The following is a 22,301-nucleotide window of genomic DNA, read 5'->3' as shown; positions in this document are numbered from 1 at the left end:
GATGGTTCTAGCGTCGAAACACCTGCTCACGCAGATGACAGAAATCGGCCCCATGCACTGTGACTGCGTGGCCACAGTACGAAGGTACAAGCCTTAGAAAAGCTCAGGAAAGCTGTGAACCTGAGACTGCTGCAGCGCCGTGCATGCGGTCGCGCAGCCACAACAAGAGGCCGCATGCGAACACCACGACCTGCGTGCCGATCAGCAGCGCGAAGCCCGCGAAGAAACCGGAGGCCGATGCCGCCGATGCAGCGGCCGTGCTCGCGGTGCCCGAGACATGCGACACCGCGCCGATCACGCCGCCCATCAGCGCCGGCATGAAGCCCGCCACAAGGCTGCCCGCGCCATTGGTCACGCCGAACGCACTGGCCGTGTGCTCGGGCCGCGAGCAGTACTGCACCGTGCTCGGAATGGCCGGACTCTGGAGGCCCCAGAAGAAGTTGGCCGCCACTAGGCAGCTTGCCGCCGCGTATGGATCGCGTGCGTTGATGGCCATCAGCACCGACAGCGCCACACCCAAGCTCGCACCCATGAAGATGAAGGGCACACGCTCGCGCCCGACCTTGTCGATGAGCACGCCGCCCACGAACACCGCGAGCACCGTGGCGTATTGCGGCAGCGAGGCCAGCCAGCCCATCTCGCGCATCGAAAAGCCTCGCGCTTCGCGCAGATACGTCGGCAGCCAGTTGCTGCTGCCCCAGAGGTAGGCCAGCGCGGCCGAGGTCAGCAGCGTGATGAGGAACAGGTGCCGCGTGTGCAGCGCGCCCTTCACGATGCCGCCCACGCGCGCCATCGCCTCGCCGAACGACGAAGGCTTCACGCCATCGGCATGCACCGGCGGCATGCGCACGAAGGCCAGCACCAGCGGAATGCCGAGCACGATGTTCAACACGCCGAGCACGTGGAACGATGTGTCCCACGCGAACTGCGTGAGCAGATAGCCAACCAGCGGATAGCCAATGGCCAGCCCCAGCCCCGTGCCCATGTTCACGAAGGCATTGGGCTTGCCGTTCTCGTCGCTGCGGAAATGCGCCTTGATGTACGCAGAGGCCAGCGAGAACAGCGGCCCCTCCGACACGCCCAGCAGGATGCGCGAGGCCAGCAGCATGCCGTAGCTGTGGAACATCGGCGAGGCCCACGTCACCACGCCCCAGAGGATCAGGCCGTACACCAGGCTGCGCCGCACACCGAACAGCGCCGAGCAGAACGGCGTGAGCACGAAAGCCGACACGCCGTAGCCCAGCATGAAGGCCGTCGCGAGGAAGCCCTGGCTCACGCGGTCGGTGGCCGCGATGCCCACATGGTTCAGGAACGCGGCATCGGTGATCAGCACCGCGATGTTGATGCGGTCCACGTAGGAGATCGCGACGATCACGAACAGCGTGATGACACCGTACCAACGAAAGTTCTTGCTACTGCCGATGCTGTTGCTCTGCATGACCTGTCCTGCCGATGTGGGAGTGGTGACGCGCCTGTGCGCCTAGAACATGTGGCGCATGCCGAACTCTGTGCCGCTGGAGGCGCGGTTCGGCGCGGTGATAGCGCCCGAAAGAGCTTGCGACGCACCATTGCTGTTGCTGATGCGCGCGATGGTGGCGTACAGCGCGGTGCGCTTCGACAGGTTGTGCACGTAGCCGATCGCCAGCTTCGACGAGGTTGGCTTCAGCGCTGCACCGACAGGCTCCAGCCGGTAGCGCGCATACGAGGCCTTGATCTCGCCGGGCCCGATGGGCAGCTGCAAGCCGACGAGCGCGCCCTTGGCATCGGTCGAGCCCTTCGACTCCTTGTACAGCTCGCTCGTGAGCTTGAGGTTCATGAGCGACGCATCGAAGGTATAGGACGCGCCGAGGTTCGTCACGCGCAGGTCGCCGCTCGCATAGCGCGTGCGGCCGGTGGCCAGCGCGATGTTGAGCCCGCCGCTCTGGTAGCCGAAGCGCGCGCCCGTGTGGTCGCCGTCATGCTCGTTCGACACCCGCGTGCCAGGCAGCACCGAGTTGGAATCGTTCTCGCCCATCGCGTACATCACCTGCCCGTAGAAGCCGCCGAGGCTGGCCGGCAGCAGGTAACCGATGCTGTTCGAGGCACGCGTGCCCGTGGGCGCGACGAGGCCACCGAGGCCCGAGAAGTAGATCTGGTTCGCGCCGATGCCGCCGCCCGTGCCGAAGGGGTCGAAGATGGCAGTGTTCCAGAACGCCGGCACATAGTCGCGCCCCAGCCGCAGCTCGCCGAACGGCCCTGCAAGGCTCACGGTGGAGCGGCGGTTGAAGCTCAGCACGCCCGCGGTGCCGTTGCCGCTGGCCTGGTTGTTGGAGTTCGACGGAAAGCCCGTGCCGCTGTCGTTCTGCAGACCCATCTCCAGCCAGAAGTTGGCCGAGTAGCCGCCGCCCAGGTCTTCCGTGCCGCGAAAACCGAGGCGGCTGAACATGTTGCCGCTGTTGGTCAGCTGCGTCTTGTGGGCCGAACCGTTGCCGCTGCCCTTGGTGTAGGTGACGGCTGCGTCGACCACGCCGAAGAGCGTGAGGGAAGATTGGGCCAGCGCTCCGCCAGCCGTGCTGGCCGCAGCCAGCGCGATCAAGTAGTTTTTCATTGGATTTTCGGGAGTGGTTTTTCTCTGGCCGCGGGCCTCAGATGTCGAGCACCAGCCTCTCGCCCTTGCAGCGGGAGACGCAGATCATCATGGTCTTGTTGGACGCACGTTCGATCTTGGTGAGGATGCCGTCGTGATGGTCGACCTCGCCTTCGAGCACAGCCGTTTCGCAGGCGCCGCAGACGCCTTCCTTGCAGCTGTGGTCGGGGTTGAGGCCGGCGTCGATCAGGCTGTCGAGAATCGACTTGCCCGCCGGCACCTCGACGCTCTTGCCGCTCTTCGCACACTGCACCACGTAGCTCTGCGTGGCGCTGGGCGCCTCCACATGCACGGCGGCGAAGCGTTCGATGTGCGCGTTGGTGTAGCCCAGTTGCTCGCAGCCCTTCTCGAAGGCATCGAGCATCGGCGTGGGGCCACAGCAGTAGTAGTGGCTGGCGCTGCCCTTGCCCGACAACAGCTCGGCAAGGTTGGGCGGCGCGCCCTTCTCGTCGTCGAAGTGCCAGGTCAGCTGCACCGACTTTTCTTTCGCCAGCGCTTCGATGCCGTCGCAGAAGGCTGCCTCCTTGCGGGTGCGTGCGCAGTACAGGATCTCGACCGGCTTGCCGATGGCCACCAGCCGCTGCAACATGCACCAGATGGGCGTCACGCCGATGCCGCCGGCCACGAGCACCGAGCGTTCCGCGCCCTCCTCCAGCTTGAAGTTGTTGCGGGGCGCCGAGATGGGCAGCGTCATGCCCACGCGCAGCTGCTGGTGCACGTAGCGCGAGCCGCCGCGGCTCTTGCGGTCGTTGAGCACGCCCACCACGTAGCGCTGGCGGTCGCTCGATGGGTTGCACAGCGAGTAGCTGCGCACAAGCCCGTTGGGCAGGTGTAGGTCGATGTGGGAGCCGGCCTCGAAGGCAGGAAAGTCCACGGCAGGCGTGGCCGGCCGGAACTCGACGCTCACGATGCCGTCGGCCTCGTAGCGCATGGTGTGCACGAGGGCGTTGAGCGTGGGAGAAGACATGGCGATGCTCGCTTCCCGCTCAGGCTGTTGCGGCTTCCGCCAGCTGGGCCTGCGCCAGGTTGCGCATGTGGCGACGCAGGCGAACGATGCCCAGATCGTGCTGGTACAGGTTCTCGTGCTGGTTGGCGTCGGGCTCCATCTCTTCGAGCATCACGCGGTCCTGCTCCAGCACGTGCCAGTGGCGCGCTTCCAGCCGGTTCTTGTAGAGAAAGCGCCAGGTGTCGCGCTGCCAGCCCGGCTCCAGCTTGCGCACGCGCCAGAAGAAGGTGGCCGTCATGCCCTTCACGATCGGCGAGAAGGCTCCAATGATGATGAAGTTGCCGCCAGGGCCGCCGGTCTTGGGGTACGGAATTTCCAGGCGCATCCAGTGGATGCCGGTGTCAGCCCACTCGGTCCAGTCGAAGTTGACGTTGCGCTGGCCTTCCTTCTCGAACACGAAGCCGATGTCGGTCGGACGAATGCCGAACTTCGCACTCGAGTCGCCCTCGGCCATCGAATGCGACTGCTTGTGCAGGTACGTGCCGTGCATCGGGTCCATCACGTTGTCGAGCACGTAGCGGTAGTCGCCCTTCCACTCGGTGTAGCAAAGGAAGCTCGAATACTCGGCGTCGTCGGTCAGTTGCTCGGGCAGCACCAGCGGCGGCGCAATGTCGACCGGTTCCTTCGAGTTGTAGAGAAACACCGCACCCGCGCGCTCCTGCACATGGAAGTGCCGAGTCGCCTTCGAGCCTTCGAGCTTGCAGCCGGGGCTGCCGGGCACGCGCGTGACGACACCGTCATGCCGCACCTCGACGCCGTGATACGGGCACGAGAGGCGGTCGCCCAGTACCACGCCCTGCGACAGCGGCGCACCGCGATGCGGGCAGCGGTCTTCCAGCGCATGCAGCACGCCTTCGCCGTCGCGCCACAGCGCGATCTTGCGGCCGAGGCGGCGCAGGGAGATGGGGTTCTCCTTGATGAAGTGCGAGGGGCAGATCGGATACCAGAGGTCCTTCAGGCCGATCTCCAGAAGATGATCGACAGGATCGGCGGGAACGGGTTGGATGGCGATGGTCATGGTGGGTACTCCTCAGGCGGCCAGCGCGGCCATTTCCTTGCGGTACAGCGCCTCGGTCCAGGGCTGGCCGCCTGGCGTGGCAAGGCCGCTGTCGTTGAGCCGCTGCACGAGCCCTGGCAGGTCGTGGATGCCATCGCCGAAGGCGCGCTCGATCACGTCGCCCAGCAGGTCTTCGTAAGTGGTCGCGGGGCGCTGGCGCGCCTGGTGCGGTTGCAGGTAGCGGTCTTGGGGTTGCATCGTGAGCCTCCGTGGGGCGAGCGAGGTGAAGTGAATCAGGCGGCGGCCATGGCCGGGGTTGCGAGCGGCGCGGTCCAGGCGTCGTAGCCATAGACCCAGTCGGCATTGCCACCTTCGCGCAGCCAGTTGTTGCCGCGCGAGCCGAGCTGCACCTGGCTGGCGCGTTCGATGCGCGCCTTCTCGAAGCCCTGCAGTGCGGCCGGAACGTCGGCCATGGCCACGCCTTCGAGGTGGCGCGAGAGCACCACCGCGTCTTCGATGGCCATGCCCGCGCCCTGCGCCATGAAGGGCAGCATCGGGTGCGCGGCGTCGCCCAGCAGCGCCATGCGGCCCTGCGCCCAGGCGGGCATCGGATCGCGCTCGTACAGCGCGGTCTTCAGCACCGTGTCGCAGGCGTCGAGCAGGGCACGCGCCTCGGGGTGGTAGGCCACGTACTGCTCGCGCAGCTCGTCGACACTGCCCGGCGCGGTCCACGACTCGAGGTGCCAGGTGTCCTGCGGCGTGGTGGCGAAGATGAAGATGTCCTTGCCGCGGTTGAGCGGGAACGTGACGATCTGGCTCTGCGGATTGGGGCCCCACCACTTGGTGAAGGCTCCCAGGTTGGGCACGCCGGCCACGCGCTCTGCGGGCACCACGGCGCGGTACGCGACGATGCCGGTGAAGCGCGGGCTCTCTGCGCCGAACATCGCGGTGCGCACGCAGGAGTGGATGCCATCGGCACCGATCAGCGCGCCGACGCGGGCACTGGTGCCGTCGGTGAAGGCGATGGTCACGCCGGCTTCATCGGCGGCGATGGTCTCGGCGCGCTTGCCGAGCGCGACCTGCTCCGCCGGGAACATGTCGGCCAGCGCGGCCAGCAGGTCGGCGCGGTGGATGGTGAGCTGCGGCGCGCCATAGCGCTGCTCAGCTGAGTCGGCCATCTCCAGGCGCGAGGTTTCTTCGCCGGTGTCGTAGGTGCGGCTGATGCGGTGCGACGGGCGTGCTGCCGTCACGCGGGCCGCCTCGCCCACGCCGAGGCCGTCGAGCGCGCGCACGGCATTGGGCGTGAGGTTGATGTCCGCGCCGACGCGGGCGAACTGCTTGGCCTGCTCGAACACGATCACGTCGTGGCCCGCGCGCCGCAGCGCAATGGCAGCCACGAGGCCGCCGATGCCGGCGCCGACGATGCCGATGGTTGATTCGCTTGTCTTCATGAGAGCTTCTTTCGCGTGCGGCCGGCTTATTCGGCAACGATGTTGCGGGCCTTGATGATCCTGGCCCATGTGGCCGTCTCATCGCGGATGTAGGCGGCGAACTCGGCGGGCTTCATGGCCGCGTCGGTCATGCCCTGCAGCTTCAGGCGCTCGCGCACCTCGGGCTGCGACAGCATCTCGGCGGCGTCCTTCGCGAGCTGTTCGACCACGGCGGGCGGCGTGCCCTTGGGCGCCATCAGGCCGTACCACGAGGTCACGGTCACGCCCTGGATGCCCTGCTCCGCCAGCGTGGGAATGTCGGGTGCGGCGGGGCTGCGCTTGGCCTCCGTGATGCCGATGGCGACCAGCTTGCCCTGCTTCAGGAAAGGCAGCGTCGCGGGCAGGTTGCTGAACATCAGCGGCACCGAGCCGCCGAGCACGTCGTTGAGCGCGGGCGGCGTGCCCTTGTAGGGCACATGTAGCATGTCGATGCCGGCCTGCTGCTTGAACAGCTCGCCCGCCAGATGCAGGCCGCTGCCCACGCCGGGCGAGGCATACGACAGCGTGCCGGGCTTGGCCTTGGCCTGCGCCACCAGCTCCTTCGCATTCTTGATGCCCGATGCGGGCGACGCCACCAGCACGTTGGGCGCCTTGGCCAGCATGGTGATCGGCACGAAGTCCTTCGCCATGTCGAACGGGAAGTTGGGCATCAGCGTCGGGTTGATGGTGACGTTGCCCGCCGGAATCACCAGCAGCGTGTGGCCGTCGCCCTTGGCGCGCTTGACCTTCTCCATGCCGATGTTGCCGGCCGCGCCGACCTGGTTGTCGACCACAGCCGCCTGACCGTAGCGCTTGGCAAGGCCATCGGAAAGCACGCGGGCCAGCGTGTCGACCGGGCCGCCGGGCGGGAACGGCGAGATGATGGTGAAGCGCTCGCTGGCGAGCTGCTTCTGGGCCTCGCTCTGCTGCGCGTGCACGGGTGCGGCGAGCGTGAAGGCCGCCAGTGCGGCGAACAGAACGGAGAAGGAGAAACGTCGTTGCATGAGAGTCGAGGGATTCGAGGGGTTCATTTCTTTTCGGTGAGGAAAGCGCCCTTCGGGCCTTCCGCGTTCTTCTGGCGGCGCGTGTTGCCGTCGAGGCCGCCGTCCACCGCCCATTCGGCGAACACCGTCGGGCCCGGCTCGAACTCGCGCGGCTGCCATTCGGCGGTGAGCTGGTCTTCGTCGGCGTAGTACTCGATGAGGCCGCCCGCCGGGTTCTTGAAGTACCAGAAGTACGCCGACGACACCGGGTGGCGGCCCGGGCCCAGTTGCGTCTCCCAGCCACGGCGCGAGAAGTGCAGGCCACCGCCGAACACTTCGTGGATGTCGCGCACGGTGAAGGCCACGTGGTTCAGTCCGCGCTTGCCCGAGGGAATCTGCAGCAGGAACAGGTCGTGGTGGCCGCCCTCTGCCGCGCAGCGCATGAAGGCGCCGCGGTTCGGATAGCTGTCTGACGCCACGAAGCCGAAGCGCTGCGCGTAGAACACGCTGGTGGCCTTCACGTCGCTCACGAAAAACACGACGTGGCCGACTTCGATGGGTGTCGCGCGCTCGTAGATCGGCGCGGCCTGGTTGATGCGCAGCTTGGCATTCCAGGTGTTCATGGCGGCGCAATCGACTTCCACCGCGCGCTTGCGGCTGACCTGCAGGCGCACGGCCAGACCGTTGGGGTCGATGCAGCCGATACGGCGTGCGCCTTCGACCGTGCTGTCGAAGAAGACTGGGTCTTGCGCGATGGCAGCGGCATAACGGTCGAGATCCGCATCGCTCTCGACGCCCCACACCACTTCGCGCAGCGTCGGGCCCTCTTCCATCGCGGGCGGCAGGCCTGGCTTGTCCAACGCCGCGACGACTACCTTGCAGCCGTTGAGGCATTCGAAGACGAGTTCGTCGGCGGCTTCCGACTTCAGCGTGAGGCCCCAGTCCTCGAAGAACTGGCGGCATGCGGGCAGGTCGTCCGCGCCGTAGGTGATCTGGTCGATGCCAAGTACGCTCATGGTGCGGTCCTCTTCAGTTCGCCCATGGGAGCGGTTGTTCGTTCGTGCCCCAGTACATGCTCTTCTGCTCCATGTACTGGAAGATGCCTTCGCGGCCCTTCTCGCGGCCCAGGCCGCTGTCGCGCCAGCCGCCGAACGGCGTGGACACGGAGAACTGCTTGTAGGTATTGACCCAGACCGTGCCGGCCTGCACCGCGCGGCCGAGCTTCCAGGCGCGCTTGAAGTCGCGGCTCCACACGCCTGCAGCCAGCGCGTAGACGCTGTCGTTGGCCTGCGCGATCAGCTCTTCCTCGTTGTCGAAAGGCATCGCGACGAGCACCGGGCCGAAGATTTCTTCCTGGCTGATGCGAGCGCTGTTGCCCAGGCCTTCGATGATGGTCGGCTTGTAGAAATAGCCCCGGTCATAGTCATCGCCATGCGGGCGTACGCCGCCCGTGCGAATCCTGCCGCCTTCGGACACGCCGAGGTCCACATAGCGCTCGATGCCTTCGCGGTGCTTCGCCGTGATGAGCGGCCCCATCTGCGTGCGCTCCGAAGCCGGGTCGCCCACGCGCAGCGCATTGGCGCCTTCCGCGAGGCGCGTCAGGAACTCGTCGTAGATGCCGCGCGCCACGAAGAGGCGCGAGCCCGCGATGCACGACTCGCCCGACGAACTGAAGATGCCGTACAGCACGCCGTTCACCGCGTGATCGAGGTCCGCGTCGTCGAGCACCATGGTCGGCGACTTGCCGCCGAGCTCCAGCGACACCAGCATCATCTTGTCGGCCGCAATGTGCGCGATGTGCTTGCCCGTGGTGGTGCCGCCAGTGAACGACACGCGCTTGACCAGCGGATGCTTGGTGATCGCATCGCCAATCACCGAGCCCTTGCCCGGCAGCACGCTGACGATGCCCTTCGGCACGCCGGCCTGCTCGCAGATGCGGGCCAGTTCCAGAGCCATCAGCGGCGTCACCTCGGCGGGCTTCACGACCACCGCGTTGCCGGCAGCCAGCGCAGGCGCCAGCTTCTGCGCCTCGCTGGCAATGGGCGAGTTCCACGGCGTGATGGCCGCGACCACGCCCATGGGCTCGTGCACGCTCATCGTGACAAACGCGCCGCGCGACGGCGTGATGGTTTCTTCCAGCGTCTCCAGCGCGGCGGCGAAGAACTGGAAGGTGCCCGCAGCGCTGGCCACGAGGTTGCGTGTTTCGGTGATCGGCTTGCCGTTGTCCAGGCGCTGCTTCTGCGCGAGCGATTCGCTCTCTTCTCGGATCAGTTGCGCCACACGGTGCAGCACGGCGGCGCGCTCGTGCGGCAGGCGCTGGGCCCAGCCGCTGGTGCGGAAGGCCTGGTCGGCGCGAGTGATGGCCTCCTCGACATCGGCGAGGCTCGCGGCCTTCAGGCGCGCGATGGGCTCGCCGGTAGCGGGGTACAGGCTTTCGTAGACGTCGCCGCCGCCCAGGCGCCATTCGCCGGCAATGCAGATCGGAAGGAGTTCGGAAGAAATCATGGAGTGACTCAGATGGCGAGCGCGGCGACGCGGTTGCGTAGCGCGCGCACGGCGCTGTACACGGTGAGCGCGGATGTCTTGGGGTTGGCCGCGAGCGGCTTGTTGCGCATGGTCAGCTCGAAGCTGCCGAAGGCGCCTTCGGCTTCGACGGTGTGCACGTTCTCGGTGGTGGCGGGGTCGGCAATCAGGCGCACCTGTGTCCTGTCGAGCCCGAGCCCCGCGAGCGAGACGGTGGCGGCGACGTTGGCGTTCTTCGGATAGAGCAAGGCCGCTTCGCGCGCGCTGCCTTCGAAGATCACGGTGGGCTGCACCAGCGCATCGAGGTCGCGGCCCTGTTCGGCCGGCGTGCCCTTCCATGCCTGCGGCGGTTTGCGGCCGGTGTAGCGCACGCTGTCGAGGCCGCCGATGCGGGCCGCGGCGAGTGCATCGATTGCACCGATGGCGCCGGGAATCAGCTGCACCTGCGTCTTGCCTGCGATGGCGGCGGCTTCGAGCTTTTCGGCGAAGCCGGCGGCCGACAGCGCGCCGACCGAAGCGACCACGCAGGGCGTGCCGCGTGCCAGCGCGGGCAGCACATGCTCTTCGATGGCCGCATGGCCAGCCGTCTCGACCACGAGGTCGATGCCATCGGCAGGCACGCTACTGCCAACCTGCACGCCGGGCGCAACCTTCTGCGCCGCGGCCACGCCCTCGGCGGGCACGACGATGGCAACCACCTCCAGGGCAGCATCGCCCTTGAGCAGTTCGAGCACCGAGGTGCCGATGGCACCGCAGCCTACAAGGGCAATACGCAATGCGGGCAATGCGCTCACGTCCGTCACTCCACCGAAGCGGCGGCAGCCTTGCCGAGCGCCGGAATCTGGGTGACGGTGTTGGTCGGCGGGCCTGCGAAGGCGCTCTTGAAATCGCCGATGGAGAGCATGTCGATCTCCAGCAGGAACGGGCCCTTCTTCGCCAGCGCCTCGCCCAGCTTCGCCTTCAACTCGTCCATGCGCTGCACGCGGGCATGCGGCAGTGACAGCGACTTGCACAGCAGCGCGTACTCGGGCGTGTGCAGGTCGGCATAGCAGCGGCGGCCGCCGTACTGCGCGTCCTGGATGTTCTTGATGACGCCGTAGCCCTTGTCGTTCATGAGCACGATGACCATGTCGGCCTGTTCCTGCACGGCGGTTGCGAGTTCGCCGAGGTTCAGGATGAAGCCGCCGTCGCCGGCCAGGCAGAAGGTCTTGCGGCCCGAGGCCGTTTCGGCCGCGCCGATGGCAGCGCCAATGGCCATGGGCATGCCCTGCCCGATGCCGCCGCCCGTGGCGTGCACGCCTGCGCTGGGTTCGAAGATGCGCAGCTCGCGGTTGCCCCAGGTGCTGTTCGACACGGTCACGTCGCGCACCCAGTTGAAGTTGCGGCCGGCGGCGGACTGCAGCGCCCTCACGAGCTCGGCATACGGGCCGAGGCCGTCGGTGAGCGAGGCCACGGCCTGCTCGTGCGCGGCGCGCAGGTCGGCGAGCAGTTCGGGGTCGGCCTTGTACTTCGCGGCTTCGAGGCGATCGGCCAGGCCTTCGAGGGCCAGAGCGGAGTCGCCGCAGACGAACAGGTCGGTGGCGTAGCCACGGCCTTCGGCGGCAGCATCGGCATCGATGCGCAGCAGCGGGCGCGGCAGCTTCAGTTCGTACTTGAGCGTTTCGTTGCCGCGCAGGCGCGAGCCGACAACCAGCATCGCGTCGCAGCGCTGGTACAGCGCCTCGACCGGCTTGTGGATGTTGTACGAGCCGAGCGAACCGGCATCGTCTTCGGGCACCGTGCCACGGCCCTGCGTGGTGGTGACCACGCCGAAGCCGAGCTTCTGCAGGCGCTGGATGGCGGCTCGGGCGTGGCGCGCGCCGCCACCGACCCACAGCATCGGGCGCTTGGCTGCAGCAAGGCGCGCAGCCAGTGCGTCGAGCGAGGCCGCCGAAGGCACAGGCCGCTCGATGGGCAACGGCGACAGGTCGGCCGGCATGGTCGTCAGGGCGGACTGGATGTCGATCGGAATCTCCACGCTCACCGGGCCGGTCGGCGCCGTCATCGCAAGCTGCACCGCGCGCTTGAGCGTGCCGAGCACCGTCTCGACGCTGCGCACGCGCAGGGCCGCCTTCGACACGGCCTTGAGCATGGTGAGCTGGTCGGGCGCCTCGTGGATGTACGACATGCCCTTGTCGAGGTACGGCGTCTCGATCTGCCCCGTGATGTGCAACAGCGGCGCGCCGGCGGTCAGTGCCTCGACCATGCTGCCCGCGATGTTGCCGGCGGCCGGGCCGGTGCTGGTGAGGCACACGCCGAGGCTGGCCGTGGAGCGCGCATACGCATCGGCCATGTTGCCGGCTCCGGCCTCGCCGCGCGCCGGCACGAAGCGGATCGCACCGCGCTGCGCGAAGGCGTCGAGGATCGGCATGTTGTGGATCGAGATCACGCCGAAGGCCGCCTTGACGCCGCACTGTTCGAGAAAAGCGGCGACGACTGCGCCGACGGTGACCGTATTGTTGTTCGTGGGGTTATGCATGGCGCGAGAGGCCTCCGGAAATGTCGATATGGCTGCCCGTCGTGTACGACGCGAGCGGGGAAGCAAGAAAAAGAATCGCGCGCGCGGCTTCGGTCGGAAGCCCCAGGCGACCCAGCGGGATGTGTTTGTTCTTCGCGAGCTGCCCGCTCCATGCGGCCCAGTCTTGCGACTTGTCTTCGCGCGCCTCGAAGCGGCGGCGCCATTGGCCCGACTCGACCAGGCCGATCAGGATGCCGTTGACGCGCACGCCCTGCGGAGCGAATTCGGTGGCCATGGAGCGCACGAGGTTCAGCAGGCCGGCGCGCGCGGCCGAGGTGGCAACCATGTGCGGCTCGGGCTGGCGCGCCAGCAGCGAGTTGGCGCAGACGATGGAAGCATCGCCCAGCACCACGCGCTGCGCCGCGAGTTGCGGCAGGAAGGCGCGCGTGGGGTTGATGACGGAGAAGAACTTCAGGTTGAGCTCTTCGGTCCAGGCTGCATCGTCGGTGTCGGCGAAGGTGGAGACGCGGCCCTGCCCTGCGTTGTTGACCAGCATCGATGCCGGGCCGAGCGCGGCTTCGCTGGCGGCGGCGAAGGAGCGGACCGAGGCACCGTCGAGCACGTCGCATGGCTGGGCGAAGAGCTTGGCGTTCGGGTACCGCGCGTGCAGATCGGTCACGGCGTCGTCGAGCCGCTCTGCATTGCGGCCGCATAGCGCGACAGATGCGCCGCAGCCGAGCAGCAGTTCGACGGTGGCCAGGCCGATGCCCGACGAACCGCCCGTGACCACGGCCACGCGGCCGGCCAGCGCCTTGGCTGCAAAGAAGGAGGAAGTCTGCTGTGCCATGACCGTCATGCGCTGCGAAGCGGCACCACCTTGGCGGCGCGCGCTGGGGAGTAATTCAGCAAGCCCGAGATCTCGTCGGCCGTGCCGCGCACGCGCAGCACCATCTCGTCCATGCGGCTTTCTTCGATGTGGTCCGAGGTGATGGTGGCGCCCAGCGCCGCCACGATGTGGCCGCTGTGGTCACGCACCGGCGCGGCGATGCTGGAGATGTTCGACTCGAAGAAGCCCTCGCCCAGCACATAGCCGCGCTGGCGGTCGGCCTGCACCATGTCGAAGAGTTCGTTCACGGTCTTGGGCGTGCTCGGCGAGAAGGTTTCGAGCTTGTCCTCGGGGTAGAGCGCGCGCAGCTGCGGCAGCGTGAGGTCTTCGAGCAGGATGCGGCCGAGCACGGTGGCATGGGCCGGCAGACGCGTGCCGACGGTGACCGAGCTGGCAAAGGGCGTGGGCGGTGCGACCTTGGCAACGTAGACGATGGAGCGGCCATCGCGCACCACCAGGTTGCAGGGCGTGCGCAGTTCGTCGCACAGGCGGTTGAGCAGTGGTGTGCCGAGCTGCGTGAGTTCCAGCGAGGCGAGGTATTCGAAGCCCAGGCGCAGCACGGCCAGGCCCAGGCGGTAGTCGCGCCCACCCTCGGCGCGCTCGAGGAAACCCATGTTCTCAAGCGTGGTGAGCAGGCGGAAAACGGTGGAGCGCGGCAGGTCGAAGCGGCGGGCCAGTTCGGGGGCGGAGAGCGTGCGGCTTTCGCGGCTGAACTCGCACAACACGCGCAGGCCGCGCTCCAGCGCGGGCACGTTGTAGCGGTCGGCGCCCTCTTCCATCGTCTCGTTGTCGTTGTTGGCCATGCCTCTTTTTCCTTCCTTGGATGTCTTGTGTTTGTGTTGCGGTCAGCCGGCGAGCGATTCGCGCAGCAGTGCGGCGACGGCCTGCGGTTGTTCCACATAGCCGGCGTGGCCCGCATCGTCCACCAATTCAAGCGGCACGCCGCACTGGCGCGCGACTTCTTCGCAGGCGGCCGGAGGCGTGATCACGTCGAGCGCGCCGCAGGCCACGCGTACGGGCATGGGCGGCGGCAGGTCGGCCAGCAGGTCGGCGTTGCACAGCAGCTCGACGGCCTGGCGATAGCCGCGGTCGTTCAGCCGGGCCATGTTCCAGCGCACCCATTGGCGGGCGTGGCCGCTGGCCTTGTCGGAGACGAGCCGGCCCGCGCGCTTCGCGGCCATGCCGGCGATGCCGAGTTCGTCGAGCGTGGCGAGGCGTTCGGTGCGCACCTTGGCACGAGCCTCCGCGCGGGACGGAGCGCCGTAGCCGATCGCCGGGCTGACGAGCACGAGGCGGCGGATGCGCGAATCGGTGCGTGCGGCCGACGCAGCGGTGATCGCGCCGAGCGAATGGCCGACCAGCACGCACGACTCGATGCCGAGTGCATCGAGCAAGGCGCTGAGACATGCCGCGTAGTCGGCTGCGGTCGGCGCGGCGGCTTCGAGCGGCGTCGATTCGCCATAACCCGGTGCGTCCCACGCAACCACGCGGGCCTGCGACGCGAGCAGCGCGGCGGTGTCGATCCACGACGCCGCGCCCGAGCCGATGCCGTGCAGGCACACGACGACCGGGCCCTGGCCGCATTCGCGCACCGACACCACGGCCCCACCGGCGACCGCGACATTGCGGGCCGGAAAGCGTGCGTCGAGCCGCGCCAGCTCGGAGGCCGGCAGCGTCAGCGCGTCGGTGGCGATGGCGTCGTTCATGGCTTGTTCGCTCAGCGCTTGATCTTTGCGAGGGGGTGATCGGCCGGGTACGTCGGCGTCACGGGCTTCTTCGCGCCGAGCATCACGCACATCAGCGCGTCTTCGTCGCCGATGTTGATCTCTTCGCGGTACACGCCGGGCGGCACCGAAATCAGGTCGCGGTCGGTCATGATGGTTTCGAAGCGCTCGCCGTCTTTCTCGATCACCACCTTGAGCTTGCCGCGAATCAGGAAGAACACTTCTTCCACGTCGGTGTGCAGGTGCGGCGGGCCTTCGTGGCCGGCCGGGATGACCATGGTCGAGAAGGTGAAGTGCTCGGCGGGCACGGTGTTGACGTCTTTCGCCACACCGGTGCCGCCCGTGCCCACGTAGCGCATCTGCGCGCGGCGGAACTTGGGGTCGAAGTCGGACTGGAACTTCAGCGCGTCCCAGTCGTACTTGCGGGTTTCGTAGCGCGCGATGCGGGTGTTCATCCACTCCGCGAGGCTGCTGCCTTCGGGCTGCGCCAGGCTATTGGTGCCGGCTTCGTTGATCTTCTGCTGTTCGGACAGATCGCTCATCGGGTGTACTCCTTGGTCGGAAAAATTCAGTGCATCGCGAAGCCGCCGTTGACGGCCAGCAACTGGCCCGTCACGAAGCGTGCGAGGCCGGAAAGCAGGAACAGGGTCGCGCCGCACACGTCGGCGGCTTGCTGCTCGCGGGGAATGGCGCGGCCTTCGAGGTACTTCTGGTGGCGCGCCATCGGCACGTATTCGGTGGCCTCGACCAGCGTGAGGCCGGGCGCGACGGCGTTGACGGTGATGTTGTCGCCGCCCCACTCGCGCGCCAGCGAGCGCGTCATGGAGATGACGGCTCCCTTGCTCGATGCGTAGGCCAGCAGGTTGGGCGCGCCCCACAGCGCCGTGTCGGACGCGAGGTTGACGATGGCGCCGCGGCCGCTTTCGGCCAGCGCGCTGCGGCAGGCGCGGCCCATGAGCCAGCTGCCGCGCACGTTGACGTTCATCACGCGGTCCCACATGTCGATTTCGAGCTGGTGCGCGTCGCGGCCGCCCGAATTGGTAATTGCGGCGTTGTTGACGAGGCCGTCGAGTCCGCCGAGCAGGCGGATGGCTTCGTCGGCGCAGGCCACGATGGAGCCGGGGTTCGACAGGTCGACCGGCAATGCGTGGGCTGTGTGGCCCGCTTCGCGCAGCGCCTTCGCCTCGGTCTCGGCCAGTTCGCCCAGGATGTCTGCCAGCACCACGCTCGCACCTGCCGCGGCAATGCACTGCGCGAAGGCAAGGCCCAGGCCGCGCGCGCCGCCGGTCACGAGGACGCGGCGGCCGGCCAGCAGGTTGGCCGGCAGTTCGGCCAGCAGTGCCTGCAGGCTCGATGGATCGGGAATGGCTTTGAGTTCGGTCATGGGATGCGGGCTTCAGTCGGTTCAGTCGGCCTGGATGCCGAGCTCCTTGATGACCTTGCCGAAGCGCGTGTAGTCGGCGGCGTTGGTCTTGCCGAGCACGTCGGCGTCGCCGCCCACGGGCGTGGTGCCGAGCACCGCCATGCGCGCAACGATCTCGGGCATCTTCAGGATTTCGTTGAAGTGGCCGTTGAGCGTCTTCACGATTTCGGGCGGCAGGTTGCGCGGGCCCCAGAGGCCGTTCCAGGCCGTCACTTCGACGTCCTTGTAGCCCTGCTCCGCCAGCGTCGGCACGTTGGGCGCGAGCGGCGAGCGCTGGGCCGAGGCCACGGCCAGCGGGCGCAGCTTGCCGTTGGCGAAGTACGGCGACACCGGGCCGAGCGTGATGAAGGTGACGGGCACGTGGCCGCCGAGCACGTCGTTGACGGCGGGCGCCACGCCCTTGTACGGCACGTGCGCGAGGCTAGTGCCCGAGGCGCGGGCGAACATCTCGCCGAGGATGTGCATCGGCGAGCCGCTGCCCGGGCTCGCATAGCTCAGCGACTTGCCGCCCTTTGCTGCGGTCACGGCGTCCTTCAGCCCGGCGAAGCCGCTGCCGCCGCTGGCCACGAGGAACAGCGGCTGGCTGCCCGTCTGCACGATGGGCGTGAAGCCGTTCAACACGTCGTAGCCCGACGAGCCATTCGTCTTCAGCACCAGCTGCGCGATGGAGAAGGTGCTGGGCGCGAGCAGCAGCGTGTAGCCGTCGGGCGCTGCCTTCGACACGTAGGCGCTGCCGATGATGCCGCTGGCGCCGGGGCGGTTGTCGACCACCACGGGCTGGCCGACGCGCGTCGAGAGCTTTTCGGCGAAGAGCCGCGCCAGTGCGTCGGTGTCGCCACCGGCCGGATAGGCAACGACCAACGTGATCGGCTTGCTCGGGTAGCTGTCTGCCCAGGCGAGTCCGGTGGCGCAAGCGGCGGCCAGGGAAATGGCAGCGGCGATGGCGTGGCGGCGTGTCTGTTTCATCGGGTCCGTGTGATCGTGGTTTTGTTTCACTAAAGAAACAACGATTTATTAATGGAACGCCGTGAGAATACCGAGGAAGACAACTTCGTGACTAAGTAGAAACCCTTATTTTTGTGACTCAACGAAAACAGGGCGGCCTGTTCGGGCCGCCCTGCGGGGGGGTGGGAGCGTCGGGCTCTTCAGCCGCCGTAGCGCGCCACGGTGAGGCCTTCCATGTCGATCTCGGGCGCCTTGCCCGCAATCAGGTCGGCCATCACACGGCCGGTGCCTGCCGCCATGGTCCAGCCGAGGGTGCCGTGGCCGGTGCTGAGCATCAGGTTGGGAATGCGGGTGGCGCCGATCACGGGCGTGCCGTCGGGCGTCATCGGGCGCAGGCCGGTCCAGAAGGAGGCGTCGCGCACGTTGCCGCCCTTGGGGAACAGGTCGGTCACGACGTGTTCGAGTGTGTCGCGACGGCGCTCGTTGAGCTGCAGGTCGAAGCCCGAGAGCTGGGCGGTGCCACCCACTCGGATGCGATCGCCGAGACGCGTGACCGCCACCTTGAAGGTCTCGTCCATCACGGTCGATTCGGGTGCGCCGCCAGCGTCGGTGATGGGCACGGTGATCGAGAAGCCCTTGACCGGATACACCGGCAGCCGAATGCCCAGCGGCTTGACCAGCGCGGGCGAATAGCTGCCGAGCGCGACCACGTAGCGCTCTGCGGTGAAGCTGCCGGCATCGGTGCGCACTGCCGTCACGCCCTTGGCTGCATCGTGTTCGATGGCCTGGATGTTGATGCCGAACCTGAACTTGACGCCCTCGGCTTCCGCCAGCTTGGCCAGCGCCTGCGTGAACTTGAAGCAGTCGCCAGTCTCGTCACCGGGCAGGCGCAGGCCACCGACGAATTTGTCTTTCACGGCCGCGAGGGCGGGCTCGTACTGCACGCAGCCTTCGCGGTCGAGCACCTGGTACGGCACGCCGGAAGCCTTGAGCACTTCGACATCCTTCGAGGTGCCGTCGAGCTGCTGCTGCGTGCGAAAGAGTTGCAGCGTGCCCTGCATGCGCTCGTCGTAGGCGATGCCGGTGTCGGCGCGCAGTGCCTTCAGGCAGTCGCGGCTGTATTCGGCGAGCCGCACCATGCGGCCCTTGTTGATCTCGTAGCGCGCCTGCGTGCAGTTGCGCAGCATCGACAGGCCCCAGCGCCACATGGCCGGATCGAGCATGGGCTTGATGACCAGCGGGCTGTGCTGCATGAGCATCCACTTGATGGCCTTGACCGGCACGCCGGGCCCGGCCCACGGCGCTGAGTAGCCGGGCGAAACCTCGCCCGCGTTGCCGAAGCTGGTTTCGAGCGCGGGCGCCGGCTGGCGCTCCAGCACCGTCACCTCGTGCCCGGCGCGCGCCAGGTAATACGCCACCGAGGTGCCGATGACACCGCTGCCGAGAATCAAGACCTGCATGAGAACAACCCTTTGAAAGCTGCTGCAACGCAGCCGAGGGTACAGGCTAAGCGCTACAGGCCGAGAGCATCCTGCAATTGCCGTGCCGTCCAGCGCTTGGGCTGTTGCGGCCAGGCATCGAGCAGCGCGACCATGCGCGCGTTGCGCGGTGCGCTCAGGCCGTGCTCCTGCGCGAGGCGCACGACCTCGCCGCTGAGCGAATCGATCTCGGTGCGGCGGCCGAGCGCGAGGTCGTCGGCCATGCTGGAGCGCGCCTTGGCATCGATGCGCAGCATGCGTCCCGCGATGATGCGGAACAGCCAGTCGGGCAGGCGCAGCAGGCTGACCAGCCGATGCGCCGGAACGGCAGCCACCTGCGCCGGCGCAATGCCCGCAACATTGAGGATGCCCAGCGCTTCCTCGATCAGCGACGCGAAGCAGCGGCGGTAGCCGCGCAGCATCAGCTCTTCGCGCAGGGGCAGGCCCGAGAGCGCGTTGACGGGGTTGTTGAGGTTGAGCATCAGCTTGCCCCACTGCACGGGCAGCAGGTCGGCATGCAGGTCGAGCGGCACGCCGGCGCGCTCGAACACGGGCAGCCACGGGCGCAGCGCGGCGTCGTCTTCCGCGGCCAGCCGGCCGGGAGTGCCGCGATGGAAGGCGCCAGGGCCGATCTCGGCCACGTTGTAGGGCACCATGCCGGCGCGCACATTGAGCGAAGGGCCGGTCTGCGATGCGGCCGCGCAATTGGAAATACCGTTCTGCAGCGAGACCACCGTGGTGCCCGCGGGCAGCGCGAAAGCCAGCTCGCCCGCCGCCGCAGCCGTGGCGCCGCTCTTCACGCACAGGAGCACCAGCGAAGGCCGTGCACCGACGGGGACCTGCTCGCTCAATCGCAGCTTTTCAGCGGACAGCTTGCGCGTTGCGCCGTCCATGTCGGTGAGCGTCAGGCCGTGCTTGGCGAGCTTTTCGAGCACGCGCGGACGGCCGACGAAAGTAACGGGCACACCGGCCGCCGCGAGGCTGCCGCCTATGAAGCACCCGATGGTGCCCGCCCCCATCACAAGCACTTCATCGGGGGTAGCGACGGGCATGAAGTGCTTGTTCCTGATGCGTGTCTGTCAGGCGCGTTCCGCGACCCAGGCCTGCACCGATTGCAGCGCGGCCGGAAGGCCCGCCGCATTGGTGCCGCCGGCCATGGCCATGTCGGCCTTGCCGCCGCCCTTGCCGCCGACCTGCTGGGCCACGAAGTTGACCAGCTCGCCGGCCTTGACCTTGCCCACGCTGTCGGCCGTGACGCCGGCTGCGATCTGCACCTTGTCGCCGTCGACTGCGGCCAGCACGATGGCGGCGGTCTTGAGCTTGTCCTTCAGTTTGTCCATGGTGTCGCGCAGCGTCTTGGCGTCGGCGCCGTCGAGCTTGGCGGCCAGCACCTTGATGCCCTTGACGTCCACGGCCTGCGACACGAGTTCGTCGCCCTTGGACGATGCGAGCTTGCCCTTGAGCGCACCCACTTCGCGCTCGAGCGCCCTCACCTGTTCCAGCACCTGCGTGAGCCGGCCCTGCAGCTCGGCGGCCGGCGACTTGAGCGTGGCGGCCACGCTGTGCACGGTCGATTCGAGGTCCTGCAGGTACGACAGCGCATTGGCGCCCGTGACGGCTTCGATACGGCGCACACCAGCGGCCACGCCGCCTTCGCTGACGATCTTGAAGAGGCCGATGTCGCCCGTGCGGCCCACGTGGGTGCCGCCGCACAGTTCGCGGCTGGTGCCGATGTCGAGCACGCGCACAGTCTCGCCGTACTTCTCGCCGAACAGCATCATCGCGCCGGTCTTCTGGGCCGACTCCATGTCCATCACGCGGGCGTGCGTCTCGGAGTTGGCGAGGATCTCGGCGTTGACGCGCTTCTCGATCTCGAGGATCTGCGCGTGCGTGACGGGTGCGTTGTGCGCGAAGTCGAAGCGCGTCTTGTCGGCATCGACCAGCGAGCCCTTCTGCTGCACGTGATCGCCCAGCACTTCGCGCAGGGCCTTGTGCATCAGGTGGGTGACCGAGTGGTTGCGCATGGTGGCGGCGCGGCGGGCGGTGTCGACCGCGGCCTTGACCGCGTCGCCGACCTTCAGCGTGCCCTGGGTCTGCGTGCCGTGGTGGCCGAACACGTCGGCCTTGATCTTCTGTGTGTCTTCCACGCCGAACTGCACGCCTTCGGCAACGAGCACGCCCTGGTCGCCGACCTGGCCGCCGCTCTCCGAATAGAAAGGCGTGGTGTCGAGCACGACGATGCCGCTCTGGCCTTCCTTCAGCTCTTGAACAGCCGCGCCTTCGAAGTACAGCGCGACGACCTTGGCGCTTTCCTCCAGGTGGTCGTAGCCGGTGAAGGTGTTGCCCGCGCCGGCGTATTCGACGTTGCGGTCCATCTTGAACTTGCCGGCTGCGCGGCCCGCGGCCTTCTGCTTTTCCATGGCGGCGTTGAAGCCCGCCTCGTCGACGCTCACGCCGCGCTCGCGGCACACGTCGGCCGACAGGTCGAGCGGAAAGCCGTAGGTGTCGTGCAGCTTGAAGGCCACTTCGCCCGGCAGTACCTTGGCGTCGCCGGCCAGTGCCGCATCGAGGATTTCCATGCCGTTGGCCAGCGTTTCGAAGAAGCGTTCTTCCTCGGCCTTCAGCGTGTCGGTGATGCGCTTTTCGTCGGCCACGAGCCTCGGATATGCGTCGCCCATGAGCTTCACGAGGTCGGGCACGAGCTTGTGGAAGAAGGGCTTCTTCTGGCCCAGCTTGTAGCCATGGCGAATGGCGCGGCGGATGATGCGGCGCTGCACGTAGCCGCGGCCTTCGTTCGACGGGATCACGCCATCGGCCACCAGGAACGAGGTGGCGCGGATGTGGTCGGCGATCACCTTGAGCGAGTTGTTGCTCAGGTCTTGCGTGCCGGTTTCGCGGCCGGCGGCCTTGATGAGCGCGTCGAAGATGTCGATTTCGTAGTTGCTGTGCACGTGCTGCAGGATCGCGGCCAGGCGCTCCAGGCCCATGCCGGTGTCGACGCAGGGTGCGGGCAGTTTCTTGACCGAGCCATCGGGCTGCATGTCGAACTGCATGAACACGTTGTTCCAGATCTCGATGTAGCGGTCGCCGTCTTCGTCGGGGCTGCCGGGCGGGCCGCCGGGAATCTCGGGGCCGTGGTCATAGAAGATTTCGGAGCACGGGCCGCAGGGGCCCGTGTCGGCCATCATCCAGAAGTTGTCGGACATGTAGCGTCCGCCCTTGTTGTCGCCGATGCGCACGACGCGTTCTGGCGGCAGGCCGATTTCCTTGGTCCAGATGTCGTAGGCCTCGTCGTCCTCGATGTAGACCGTGGCCCAGAGCTTCTCGGCCGGCAGCTTGTAGACCTTGGTCAGCAGCTCGAAGGCCCAGGTGAGCGATTCGCGCTTGAAGTAGTCGCCGAAGCTCCAGTTGCCCAGCATCTCGAAGAAGGTGTGGTGGCGCGCGGTGTAGCCCACGTTCTCGAGGTCGTTGTGCTTGCCGCCAGCGCGCAGGCAGGCCTGGACCGAGGCTGCACGCACGTAGTTGCGCTTGTCTTCGCCGAGGAACACGTCCTTGAACTGGACCATGCCCGAGTTGGTGAACATGAGCGTCGGGTCGTTGCCCGGCACCAGCGAGCTCGAGGCCACGACAGTGTGGCCCTTGGAGGCGAAGAAATCGAGAAAGGTCTTGCGGATGTCCGCGACCGTGAATGTGGGCTGGCTCATCTTTGGATTCGTCTTCTGTCGAGGGCGGCGCGGCGATGGC

Annotated in this window: 20 protein-coding genes; all 20 read right to left on the bottom strand. The window is 67.5% G+C overall.

The features are described 5' to 3' along the window. Nucleotides 1-103: 103 nt before the first annotated feature. Nucleotides 104-1,438 carry an MFS transporter gene (locus tag BMW87_RS01165; protein ID WP_093073581.1) on the bottom strand — a complete coding sequence of 445 codons (1,335 nt, stop codon included), beginning with the start codon at nt 1,436-1,438 and terminating at the stop codon, nt 104-106. A gap of 42 nt (nt 1,439-1,480) precedes the next feature. Further along, nucleotides 1,481-2,587, bottom strand: coding sequence for a porin (locus BMW87_RS01160; protein WP_093073579.1), 1,107 nt, complete (start codon nt 2,585-2,587; stop codon nt 1,481-1,483). 37 nt (nt 2,588-2,624) lie between these two features. Then, nucleotides 2,625-3,593, bottom strand: coding sequence for a PDR/VanB family oxidoreductase (locus tag BMW87_RS01155; protein WP_093073577.1), 969 nt, complete (start codon nt 3,591-3,593; stop codon nt 2,625-2,627). Nucleotides 3,594-3,612: 19 nt separating this feature from the next. Beyond that, nucleotides 3,613-4,650 carry an aromatic ring-hydroxylating oxygenase subunit alpha gene (locus BMW87_RS01150; RefSeq protein WP_093073575.1) on the bottom strand — a complete coding sequence of 346 codons (1,038 nt, stop codon included), beginning with the start codon at nt 4,648-4,650 and terminating at the stop codon, nt 3,613-3,615. A 12-nt stretch (nt 4,651-4,662) separates the two neighbouring features. Then, on the bottom strand, nt 4,663-4,887 hold the full coding sequence (locus tag BMW87_RS01145; protein ID WP_093055826.1) for a recombinase-like helix-turn-helix domain-containing protein: 225 nt from the start codon (nt 4,885-4,887) through the stop codon (nt 4,663-4,665). Between the two features lie 35 nt (nt 4,888-4,922). Then, nucleotides 4,923-6,080, bottom strand: a complete 1,158-nt coding sequence (locus BMW87_RS01140) for an FAD-dependent monooxygenase (RefSeq protein ID WP_093073573.1) — start codon at nt 6,078-6,080, stop codon at nt 4,923-4,925. 26 nt (nt 6,081-6,106) lie between these two features. Continuing rightward, the gene (locus BMW87_RS01135; RefSeq protein ID WP_093073571.1) at nt 6,107-7,102 is read right to left on the bottom strand and encodes a Bug family tripartite tricarboxylate transporter substrate binding protein; all 996 of its coding nucleotides are present in this window, start codon (nt 7,100-7,102) and stop codon (nt 6,107-6,109) included. Between the two features lie 23 nt (nt 7,103-7,125). Beyond that, a complete protein-coding gene (locus BMW87_RS01130) occupies nt 7,126-8,097 on the bottom strand; it encodes a VOC family protein (RefSeq protein ID WP_093073569.1) in 972 nt (323 codons plus the stop codon). 13 nt (nt 8,098-8,110) lie between these two features. Beyond that, a complete protein-coding gene (locus tag BMW87_RS01125; protein ID WP_093073567.1) occupies nt 8,111-9,586 on the bottom strand; it encodes an aldehyde dehydrogenase in 1,476 nt (491 codons plus the stop codon). A gap of 8 nt (nt 9,587-9,594) precedes the next feature. Next, nucleotides 9,595-10,389 (bottom strand): aspartate dehydrogenase, encoded by a 795-nt coding sequence (locus BMW87_RS01120; RefSeq protein WP_093075107.1) that lies wholly within the window; start codon nt 10,387-10,389, stop codon nt 9,595-9,597. Between the two features lie 14 nt (nt 10,390-10,403). Continuing rightward, nucleotides 10,404-12,122: a thiamine pyrophosphate-binding protein gene (locus BMW87_RS01115; protein WP_093073565.1), complete on the bottom strand. Its 1,719-nt coding sequence runs from the start codon at nt 12,120-12,122 to the stop codon at nt 10,404-10,406. Then, nucleotides 12,115-12,948: an SDR family oxidoreductase gene (locus tag BMW87_RS01110; protein ID WP_093075104.1), complete on the bottom strand. Its 834-nt coding sequence runs from the start codon at nt 12,946-12,948 to the stop codon at nt 12,115-12,117. The genes BMW87_RS01115 and BMW87_RS01110 overlap by 8 nt, the downstream gene beginning before the upstream one ends. Nucleotides 12,949-12,953: 5 nt before the next feature. Further along, entirely contained in the window at nt 12,954-13,790 is an 837-nt protein-coding gene (locus tag BMW87_RS01105) for an IclR family transcriptional regulator (protein ID WP_093055816.1), read from the bottom strand. 42 nt (nt 13,791-13,832) lie between these two features. Next, a complete protein-coding gene (locus BMW87_RS01100) occupies nt 13,833-14,693 on the bottom strand; it encodes an alpha/beta fold hydrolase (protein WP_093073563.1) in 861 nt (286 codons plus the stop codon). Nucleotides 14,694-14,704: 11 nt separating this feature from the next. Further along, on the bottom strand, nt 14,705-15,253 hold the full coding sequence (locus BMW87_RS01095; protein ID WP_093073561.1) for a cupin domain-containing protein: 549 nt from the start codon (nt 15,251-15,253) through the stop codon (nt 14,705-14,707). A gap of 26 nt (nt 15,254-15,279) precedes the next feature. Next, nucleotides 15,280-16,095 carry an SDR family oxidoreductase gene (locus BMW87_RS01090; RefSeq protein WP_093073559.1) on the bottom strand — a complete coding sequence of 272 codons (816 nt, stop codon included), beginning with the start codon at nt 16,093-16,095 and terminating at the stop codon, nt 15,280-15,282. A 21-nt stretch (nt 16,096-16,116) separates the two neighbouring features. Next, entirely contained in the window at nt 16,117-17,100 is a 984-nt protein-coding gene (locus BMW87_RS01085; RefSeq protein ID WP_093073557.1) for a Bug family tripartite tricarboxylate transporter substrate binding protein, read from the bottom strand. A gap of 179 nt (nt 17,101-17,279) precedes the next feature. Beyond that, nucleotides 17,280-18,539 (bottom strand): D-amino acid dehydrogenase, encoded by a 1,260-nt coding sequence (locus BMW87_RS01080; RefSeq protein ID WP_093073555.1) that lies wholly within the window; start codon nt 18,537-18,539, stop codon nt 17,280-17,282. A 53-nt stretch (nt 18,540-18,592) separates the two neighbouring features. Beyond that, nucleotides 18,593-19,609 (bottom strand): 2-dehydropantoate 2-reductase, encoded by a 1,017-nt coding sequence (locus tag BMW87_RS01075; protein ID WP_093073553.1) that lies wholly within the window; start codon nt 19,607-19,609, stop codon nt 18,593-18,595. Nucleotides 19,610-19,636: 27 nt separating this feature from the next. Then, a complete protein-coding gene (gene alaS / locus BMW87_RS01070; protein ID WP_093073551.1) occupies nt 19,637-22,261 on the bottom strand; it encodes an alanine--tRNA ligase in 2,625 nt (874 codons plus the stop codon). Nucleotides 22,262-22,301: the final 40 nt, after the last annotated feature.

Origin of the sequence: Variovorax sp. OV084, from assembly GCF_900111625.1 — a bacterium.
Lineage (GTDB): Bacteria > Pseudomonadota > Gammaproteobacteria > Burkholderiales > Burkholderiaceae_C > Variovorax.
Note: the sequence above shows the minus strand (reverse complement) of the source record. Positions and strands in the feature narration are given on the sequence as shown.

Bases quoted from the DNA above. Each gene is read 5' to 3' on its own strand.
- BMW87_RS01165 (WP_093073581.1), bottom strand. From the start codon at position 1,438: ATGCAGAGCAACAGCATCGGCAGTAGCAAGAACTTTCGTTGGTACGGT.
- BMW87_RS01160 (WP_093073579.1), bottom strand. From the start codon at position 2,587: ATGAAAAACTACTTGATCGCGCTGGCTGCGGCCAGCACGGCTGGCGGA.
- BMW87_RS01155 (WP_093073577.1), bottom strand. From the start codon at position 3,593: ATGTCTTCTCCCACGCTCAACGCCCTCGTGCACACCATGCGCTACGAG.
- BMW87_RS01150 (WP_093073575.1), bottom strand. From the start codon at position 4,650: ATGACCATCGCCATCCAACCCGTTCCCGCCGATCCTGTCGATCATCTT.
- BMW87_RS01145 (WP_093055826.1), bottom strand. From the start codon at position 4,887: ATGCAACCCCAAGACCGCTACCTGCAACCGCACCAGGCGCGCCAGCGC.
- BMW87_RS01140 (WP_093073573.1), bottom strand. From the start codon at position 6,080: ATGAAGACAAGCGAATCAACCATCGGCATCGTCGGCGCCGGCATCGGC.
- BMW87_RS01135 (WP_093073571.1), bottom strand. From the start codon at position 7,102: ATGCAACGACGTTTCTCCTTCTCCGTTCTGTTCGCCGCACTGGCGGCC.
- BMW87_RS01130 (WP_093073569.1), bottom strand. From the start codon at position 8,097: ATGAGCGTACTTGGCATCGACCAGATCACCTACGGCGCGGACGACCTG.
- BMW87_RS01125 (WP_093073567.1), bottom strand. From the start codon at position 9,586: ATGATTTCTTCCGAACTCCTTCCGATCTGCATTGCCGGCGAATGGCGC.
- BMW87_RS01115 (WP_093073565.1), bottom strand. From the start codon at position 12,122: ATGCATAACCCCACGAACAACAATACGGTCACCGTCGGCGCAGTCGTC.
- BMW87_RS01110 (WP_093075104.1), bottom strand. From the start codon at position 12,948: ATGGCACAGCAGACTTCCTCCTTCTTTGCAGCCAAGGCGCTGGCCGGC.
- BMW87_RS01105 (WP_093055816.1), bottom strand. From the start codon at position 13,790: ATGGCCAACAACGACAACGAGACGATGGAAGAGGGCGCCGACCGCTAC.
- BMW87_RS01100 (WP_093073563.1), bottom strand. From the start codon at position 14,693: ATGAACGACGCCATCGCCACCGACGCGCTGACGCTGCCGGCCTCCGAG.
- BMW87_RS01095 (WP_093073561.1), bottom strand. From the start codon at position 15,253: ATGAGCGATCTGTCCGAACAGCAGAAGATCAACGAAGCCGGCACCAAT.
- BMW87_RS01090 (WP_093073559.1), bottom strand. From the start codon at position 16,095: ATGACCGAACTCAAAGCCATTCCCGATCCATCGAGCCTGCAGGCACTG.
- BMW87_RS01085 (WP_093073557.1), bottom strand. From the start codon at position 17,100: ATGAAACAGACACGCCGCCACGCCATCGCCGCTGCCATTTCCCTGGCC.
- BMW87_RS01080 (WP_093073555.1), bottom strand. From the start codon at position 18,539: ATGCAGGTCTTGATTCTCGGCAGCGGTGTCATCGGCACCTCGGTGGCG.
- BMW87_RS01075 (WP_093073553.1), bottom strand. From the start codon at position 19,609: ATGCCCGTCGCTACCCCCGATGAAGTGCTTGTGATGGGGGCGGGCACC.
- alaS (WP_093073551.1), bottom strand. From the start codon at position 22,261: ATGAGCCAGCCCACATTCACGGTCGCGGACATCCGCAAGACCTTTCTC.